This is a genomic window from Mesorhizobium sp. M8A.F.Ca.ET.161.01.1.1, from assembly GCF_004792105.1.
Taxonomy (GTDB): domain Bacteria; phylum Pseudomonadota; class Alphaproteobacteria; order Rhizobiales; family Rhizobiaceae; genus Mesorhizobium.
On sequence record NZ_SRTD01000009.1, the window covers coordinates 275,242 to 282,120 of the forward strand.

Annotated in this window: 8 protein-coding genes; all 8 read left to right on the forward strand. The window is 60.9% G+C overall.

Annotated features, from left to right (window positions below; translation table 11 throughout):
* Nucleotides 1-46 precede the first annotated feature (46 nt).
* From EN804_RS22465 to EN804_RS22500, 8 genes are read left to right on the forward strand one after another with little or no spacing between them, the layout of a single operon-like run.
* The gene (locus tag EN804_RS22465) at nt 47-1,483 is read left to right on the forward strand and encodes a type II and III secretion system protein family protein (RefSeq protein WP_135921403.1); all 1,437 of its coding nucleotides are present in this window, start codon (nt 47-49) and stop codon (nt 1,481-1,483) included.
* Between the two features lie 4 nt (nt 1,484-1,487).
* Nucleotides 1,488-1,763, forward strand: a complete 276-nt coding sequence (locus EN804_RS22470; protein ID WP_245511741.1) for a hypothetical protein — start codon at nt 1,488-1,490, stop codon at nt 1,761-1,763.
* 44 nt (nt 1,764-1,807) lie between these two features.
* Nucleotides 1,808-3,349, forward strand: a complete 1,542-nt coding sequence (locus EN804_RS22475) for a pilus assembly protein TadG-related protein (protein ID WP_135921404.1) — start codon at nt 1,808-1,810, stop codon at nt 3,347-3,349.
* A 4-nt stretch (nt 3,350-3,353) separates the two neighbouring features.
* The gene (locus tag EN804_RS22480) at nt 3,354-3,848 is read left to right on the forward strand and encodes a TadE/TadG family type IV pilus assembly protein (protein WP_167531360.1); all 495 of its coding nucleotides are present in this window, start codon (nt 3,354-3,356) and stop codon (nt 3,846-3,848) included.
* A complete protein-coding gene (locus tag EN804_RS22485; RefSeq protein WP_135921405.1) occupies nt 3,842-4,477 on the forward strand; it encodes a TadE/TadG family type IV pilus assembly protein in 636 nt (211 codons plus the stop codon). Before EN804_RS22480 ends, EN804_RS22485 begins: the two co-directional genes overlap by 7 nt.
* The gene (locus tag EN804_RS22490; RefSeq protein ID WP_135921406.1) at nt 4,474-5,637 is read left to right on the forward strand and encodes an AAA family ATPase; all 1,164 of its coding nucleotides are present in this window, start codon (nt 4,474-4,476) and stop codon (nt 5,635-5,637) included. The genes EN804_RS22485 and EN804_RS22490 overlap by 4 nt, the downstream gene beginning before the upstream one ends.
* Complete coding sequence (locus EN804_RS22495) at nt 5,624-6,196, forward strand: L,D-transpeptidase (RefSeq protein ID WP_135921407.1); 573 nt, start codon at nt 5,624-5,626, stop codon at nt 6,194-6,196. Before EN804_RS22490 ends, EN804_RS22495 begins: the two co-directional genes overlap by 14 nt.
* Nucleotides 6,193-6,756: a hypothetical protein gene (locus EN804_RS22500; protein ID WP_135921408.1), complete on the forward strand. Its 564-nt coding sequence runs from the start codon at nt 6,193-6,195 to the stop codon at nt 6,754-6,756. The genes EN804_RS22495 and EN804_RS22500 overlap by 4 nt, the downstream gene beginning before the upstream one ends.
* Nucleotides 6,757-6,879 lie beyond the last annotated feature (123 nt).

A 6,879-nucleotide genomic window follows, 5' to 3' on the forward strand; every position in this document is an offset into this window, starting at 1 on the left:
ACCGCGCGACACGGTGGCTGCCTTAAGCAGCATTTGGGAGACGGGGATGCAGGGGACTTGGTTGAGGATGGCGGCGGGCGCGTTGTCCTGTCTGCTGGCGTTTTTGTTGACGAGCCTCGTGGCCGAGGCAGCCGACCGCTTCATCGACGTGTCCAACCCCAGCGTCCATCGAGTTTTCCTGCCGATGTCGCAATCGGTGACGATCCAGGTAAACGCCAATCTCGGCGACATCGTCGTCGGCGACGAGAAGATCGCCGATGCGCAGCCAATGACCGACCGCACGCTCTATGTCATCGGCAAGGGCGCCGGCACCACCACGGTCAACCTGTTCTCGCCCGACAAGCGCTCGCTCGGCGTCATCCAGATCGAGGTCGGCGTCGATGTCAGCGACATGGCGGCGGCGATCCGTCAGGTTTCGCCGAGGTCGCGCATCGAAATCGGCTCGATCAACGGCAAGGTCAGGCTTGGCGGCCATGTCAAGGACGGCGCCACGCTGTCGGCGATCATGGAAGTGGCCCAGCAATATGGTCCCGACGCCATCATCAATTCCGTCACTGTCGACGACAGCCAGCAGGTCAATCTCGAAGTGCGTGTGCTGGAAGCCAAGCGCAACGCCGGCCGCGATCTCGGCGTGTCGTTCAGAAGCAGGGACAGCAATGCAACTCATTTTGGAACGGGCATCGCAGCTACCACGCCAACAGGAACGGCCCCAGGGACCCTGCTGACGGGTTTGCTGTCGAAAAGCAATCCTTTCGCGACACTGATCACCCAGATCATCGACAGCAACATCAAGGTCGACCTGATTATTGAAGCGCTCGAAGAGAAGGGCGTCGTGCGGACGCTCGCTAATCCGAACCTCACCACGCTTTCCGGTGAGCAAGCTAGCTTCAACGCCGGCGGCCAGGTCCCCATCCGAAGCGTCGACGCCAATGGCGAGGTCCAGATCGAGTACAAGCAATTCGGCGTCAATCTTCTGTTCACGCCGGTCGTGCTCGACGACGACAAAATCCATATCAGCCTTGCCCCTGAGGTCAGCGACCTGACCGGCTTCACCAGCGCCGGCGATCCGATCTTCACCAACCGCAAACTGTCAACCGTGGTCGAGTTGCGCGATGGTCAGAGCTTTGCCGTCGGCGGGCTGCTGTCCAGCAAGATCACCAGGCTGCAGGAGCAGGTGCCGTGGCTCGGTCAGGTGCCGGTCATCGGCACGCTGTTCCGCAACTCGAGCAGCCAGAAGGAAGAGACCGAACTGGTCGTCATCGTCACGCCGCACCTCGTGCGGCCGGTGAAGCCCGGCGAACAGCTGGCGACGCCTTTCGACAAGACCCGGCCCGCCAACGACCCGGAGCTCTTCCTGCTCGGGCAGCTCGAAGTGAACAAGGACATGATCCGCAAATATGAAAAAGGCGACGGCGTCACCGGCCCGTACGGCCACATGCTGGACTTCAAATCGAAGGACAAGATGCTCTATGTCAAGAAATAGCGCCTTGATCCTCATTCTGTGCGCCGGGTCGCTTTCGGGCTGCGCCGCGGACTATCTGAACCACTACGACACGGTGACCTTGGCCGCCGGCGACACGCAGAAGTTCAACTCGATGCTTCAGACGGTCGACCCGCTCAATCCGGCCTCCAGGAACACGCATATCGAAGGCGACGGCACGCGCGCCGCCGCTATCGCGCACAACTACAAATTTCCGCCGCCACCCCCGCCACCGCCGGCCATCACGGTCAATGTCGGTGGATCGGGTGTGACGACGCCGTGAACTGAACGGAAGGATGCGGAGGGCGCTGGGCATGCGAGGGGCCCTTGCGCGAGAGAGCAGAGAGTAAGGTCATGTTGGGGACCATTCGAGCCTTCTGGAACGATCAACGCGGCATAGCGATGATCCTCGTAGCGATTATGATACCCGTGCTCATCGGCTTCTCGGTGCTTGCCATCGACATGAGCCGCGTCAACAGCCTCCACAACGATCTGCAGAAGGGCATCGACGCGATGGCGCTTGCCGCCGCCGCGGAACTGGACGGCAGATCGGATTCCATCACCCGGGCCAACTTGGCCGTGACAACCCTCGTCACCAACAACACCCTGTTTTCGACATCCGGGGATCATCCGCTGGTTTTAGCCGATATGACCGTCACCTATCTGACCGGCATCCCCGCCAGCGACGAAACCGCATTGAGTGCTGCCGGCGTCGATGCCGATGGCACAAACTGGGCAAGCACCGATCCCAAGGCTGTTTCATTCGCTGAAGTCACGATCAACGCTTCCGGCGTTGCGGCTGGCGCAGGTGCCTTCGCGACGATCTTTCCGGCAAGTCTGGTCGGCAGCAGGGACACCATGGATATCCAGCCGCAGGCGGTGGCCGGGTTCGTTCAATCAATCTGCGAAACCGTTCCCCTGTTCATGTGCAACCCGTTCGAGACAGCGGATTCTTCGACCAGCAAGACGATCCAGCAAGCCTTTGCCTCGGGCGATACTTACGGGCGAGAGTTCCGTATTTTGAAAGTCGATTCCAATCCTGGCCCCGGCAATTTCGGCCTGATCGACAACAATCTCAGCTCGCTGCGAGATGCCATTGCGATCGGCACCTCGGGAACCTGTTACAATCGCAACGCACTGACCACGAAGACCGGCGTCACCCTTGGCCAGGTCAACACTGGCCTCAACACCCGATTCGATCTCTACAGCGGCTCGTTGAACAACGACAGCAAGGACTTCAATTACAGGCCGGCGACCAACGTTCGCAAGGGCCAGAAGACCGGCTGCAGCAAGTACGATCCCGTGACGGACAACACCGCGTTGCCTTTGCCTCCGGGCACCAACTACGTCGATGCGAAGGGAATGTCCGACGCGATCGGATCGCAGAGCTTCTGGACAAGCTACTGGCAGGTCAACCACGGGACGGCGTATCCGAACGTCCCCAGCACCACCAACCCGACCGGCTCCACGAGCGCTCCCGCATCAAGATATGACGTCTACAAGTACGAGATCGCCAAAAGCCTTGTCGGTGACAAGTCGCTGAATCCGACCAAGGAAAGCGGCGATCCATCCTGCTACAAGGGTCCTAACCCGACACTCGATCCAGATCGCCGGCTGCTCAACATGGCGATCGTCAACTGCCTCGCCAACGAGGACAAGCTAAACGGTCACGTCTCGATCAAGCCGGACGGCTATGTCAGCGTGTTCATTAACACGCCGGTTCAGAAGCAGGACAACACGAAGGATCCAGACGATCCTTCCGCAGGCGAGAAACCCATCAGTCTGGAGATCGTCGACGTGGATGGCGCCTTTGCCAATAATACCCTTGTCGACAAGGCGTTTCGCAACGAAGCGCAACTGTACCGGTAGCGCCATGTTCATCAAACTAAGGCAGTTCCTCCAGCGGTTCCACCATGACGAACAAGGCTCTGCCTTGGTCGAGATAGCGATCGTCATGCCACTCGTGTTGCTGCTGTCGGCCGGCGTCTTCGAATTCTCGAACATCTTCAACACGCGTCTGCTTCTCGCAGCTGGCGTCGAGGATGCTGCTCGCTATATGGCGCGCTGCAGCAGCGACTGGGATACTTGTTCCGCGTTGGCAACAAACCTGGCCGTGAACGGGGCCGTCACGAACGGTAGCGCTAGGGTTACCGGGTGGACCACGGGTCAAGTCTCCATCACCAAAGCAAAATCGATCCAGGCGATCGATTCGACCGGCACCGAGCTCTATCTCAGCAGCACCGGCACGGTCATTGTGGTGAAGGTCAGCACCGCATATCCGTATCCCACTCTGGGCCTCTGGTCTTATCTTGGCTTTGGTGCCCTTACGCTCAATGTTTTCCATCAGGAGCGTGTCTTGGGATGGTGATGTCGCGCGGCAGGTTCTGGAGAAACCAATCCGGCGCGACAATGGTGGAGGCGGCCATTGCAATGCCCGTGCTGCTGACGCTACTGCTTGGTTTCGTCGACTTCGGCTATGCCTTCTACCAATGGAATGCCGGCAACAAGGCGGTGCAGGCTGGCGCCAGGCTGGCGCAGATTTCCGCTCCGATCGCCAGCGGACTTCTGCTCGAGGCAAAAACCCCCAGCGACCCACTGGACGTGGGAAAGGCGGTTCCAGCCAACACCTACAGCTACATCTGTACCGCCAGTGCCGCCGGAGCAGTATCTTGCACCTGCGGAACAGGCGCCACATGCCAGAACCTCAATGTGAGCCAAGCCGCTTTCGACTTTATCTTTAGCGGCAGCAGCTCCCGGCCGGGAATGCTGACATTCCTGCCAACCCTTCTGAAATCCGAGGTCCAGATCCAATATCAGGCTTCAGGCCTCGGCTACTGGACACGCCCCAGCGGGCCGGTGCCAACGATCACCGTCAGCATTCAAAATCATCCCTTCCAGTTCTTCTTTCTAGCCGGGTTTCTCGGATTGGGAACCATCACCATGCCCTCCATGCTGAGCACGGTCACGGGCGAAGACATGAAAAGCACGTATCCATGAACGCCATCAACACCAAGGTTCTGCCCACCAAGCGAAAGCAGGTCGCGCTGTTTTCCTCCGATCCGAATTTCAAGCGCGATGTGGCGACGCGGCTCGATGCGCTGGCGATCTATGACGTGCGGGTTGCCGAGACGGGCGACTTCCTCAAAGGCCCACCGGCCGAGACGCGCCCGGGCATCGTCATCCTCGATCTCGGCAATGGCGAATTGCTTGGCAATCCAGGCATCGTCGAGGCGCGTGGACTGTGGGCAACCGTGCCGCTGATCGCGGTTTCGGACGAGCTGACGTCCGAACAGACGCGCGTGCTGGTGCGCATGAATGCCTCCGACTGGCTGCACAAGCCGCTCGACGGCAAGGAGCTGCTCAACGCCGTCACCTTCCACGACAGCGGCAACCAGGGCACCAAAAGCCGCATCATCACCTTCATCGGCGCCAGCGGCGGCGCCGGCGCCACGACGCTGGCGTTGTCGGCAGCTGAATTCCTGGCCTCGAAATCGACTGAGCGCGCGGCCTCGACCTGCCTGGTCGACCTCGACTTCCAGAGCGCCAATTGCGGCGCCTATCTCAACCTGTTCAACCAGTTCGACCTTGCCGGCATCATCGGCCAGCCGGAACGGCTCGATGTCGAACTGATGGATGTCATCAAGCTGTCGCGGCCTTCCGGCCTGACGCTCTATGCCTTCGAGCGGCCGCAGTTGCCGTTCGAGCGGCAGGGCGCCGATTTCGTCTTCCGGCTGCTCGATCTTGTCGCCTACCGTTTCGACGACATCGTCATCGACCTGCCGAACATCGAAACGCCCTGGCAAAATTCCGTGCTGTCGACGAGCGACGAGATCTTCATCGTCTTCGAGCTCAATGTCGCTTCGCTGCGGCAAGGCAAACGGCTCTACAAGAAGATCCGCGAGCTGCGCGGCAATAACGTCAGCATCACGCTGGTGGCCAACAAGCACAAGCGCAAATGGTTCGGCAACCACTTCTCGCGCGGCGAGCTGGAAAAGATCTTCAAGGCGCCGAACATCAAATCGGTCAGCCTCGACAATGCCCTGCTGGCCGACGCCGTGAACCGCGCGATGCTGCCGTCCGAAGTGGATGGCCGGGCGCGCTTCAACAAGGATCTGAAGAAGATGTTCCGCGAGCGGCTCGACGATGCGGCCCGCTAGCGGCCATCGCTTTCGACTGACGGCCGCCTGCCTTCTCGGCCTGGCGCTGGCGCTTCCAGCCGGACAGAGCGCGTGGGCGGACAGCCGCCCGCCTTTGCCGGCCATGGGTCCCAGCCTGCGCAAGACGGTGGTGTTTCCCACGGCCGAGAAGATTGGAACCATAATCATCCGCAAGCAGGAAAAAGCGCTCTACCTGGTGACCGGCAAGGGCGAGGCCCTGCGCTACCGGATCAGCGTCGGACGCGATGGGTTTGGCTGGACGGGTACGGTCCAGGTGGGGTCAAAGACGGAATGGCCGGCTTGGCACCCGCCCAAGGAAATGCGCGCCCGCCGGCCGGAGTTGCCTGAGATGGTTCCCTCGGGGCCGTACAATCCGCTCGGCGCAAGGGCGCTCTATCTGCTTCGGGACGGTCGCGACACGCTCTATCGCATCCATGGCACCAACGACCCTTCGGGCGTGGGTTTCGACGGCACGTCGGGCTGTTTTCGCTTGACCAATACCGATGTCATCGATCTTTTCAGGCGCGTGCCTGTCGGCACCAAGGTGGTGGTCCAATGACAACGATCAGCGATCCCGACGAACTGGTGGCGGCGGTCGAGCCGCCGTTGCTCGACAAGGAGAAGAGCCGGTTCAGAGTGGCCGTTGCCGTCTGCGTCGGCCTGGCGCTGTTTGCCCTTCTGAACGCCACCGCGGCCGTCTATCTATACCGTGGCATCAACGACCTGCGCGCGATCGAGGCGCGGCTGGAAGACCTCGGCCAGTTCGAGCAGCGAATGGGCGCGCGGCTGGACACCGTCAACAACGGATTTCAAAGCCGGTTCGAGGCGCTGGATGACCGGTTGCGGGCGAGCTTCGGCGAGGTCAACGTCAGCATCGCCCGGCAGGCACCGGAAATGTCGGGAAATCACGGTGGCGACGAGCCGCGCGTCGTGGAGCTCCCCCCGCCCGCCGAAGATACGGCGGCGGTTGCCAGCGCCACCGAGGCGGAACCGGCCACCGAGGATATGCCGCGCACAACGCGACGGAGGCCGGCTCCGGCAGCGCCTCCCCCGCCAAGTTCCAACTACCAGCGGATCGTATCCCCGGAAGGCAAGGTCACCTATCACAAGATAAACTAGAGCGGTTCCTGTTTTGAGAGAATCGTAGGATTCCCAAAGCAGCTGGTTTGTGATTCAAGATGCTGGCTGGATTGGAGGCCAGCATCTGATGACGCGAGCGCTTTCAAACGATCTCCGTGAGCG

What these genes read in the sequence shown, in the direction of transcription:
- EN804_RS22465 (WP_135921403.1), top strand. Translation starts at nt 47, where the DNA reads ATGCAGGGGACTTGGTTGAGGATGGCGGCGGGCGCGTTGTCCTGTCTG.
- EN804_RS22490 (WP_135921406.1), top strand. Translation starts at nt 4,474, where the DNA reads ATGAACGCCATCAACACCAAGGTTCTGCCCACCAAGCGAAAGCAGGTC.
- EN804_RS22500 (WP_135921408.1), top strand. Translation starts at nt 6,193, where the DNA reads ATGACAACGATCAGCGATCCCGACGAACTGGTGGCGGCGGTCGAGCCG.
- EN804_RS22480 (WP_167531360.1), top strand. Translation starts at nt 3,354, where the DNA reads ATGTTCATCAAACTAAGGCAGTTCCTCCAGCGGTTCCACCATGACGAA.
- EN804_RS22485 (WP_135921405.1), top strand. Translation starts at nt 3,842, where the DNA reads ATGGTGATGTCGCGCGGCAGGTTCTGGAGAAACCAATCCGGCGCGACA.
- EN804_RS22495 (WP_135921407.1), top strand. Translation starts at nt 5,624, where the DNA reads ATGCGGCCCGCTAGCGGCCATCGCTTTCGACTGACGGCCGCCTGCCTT.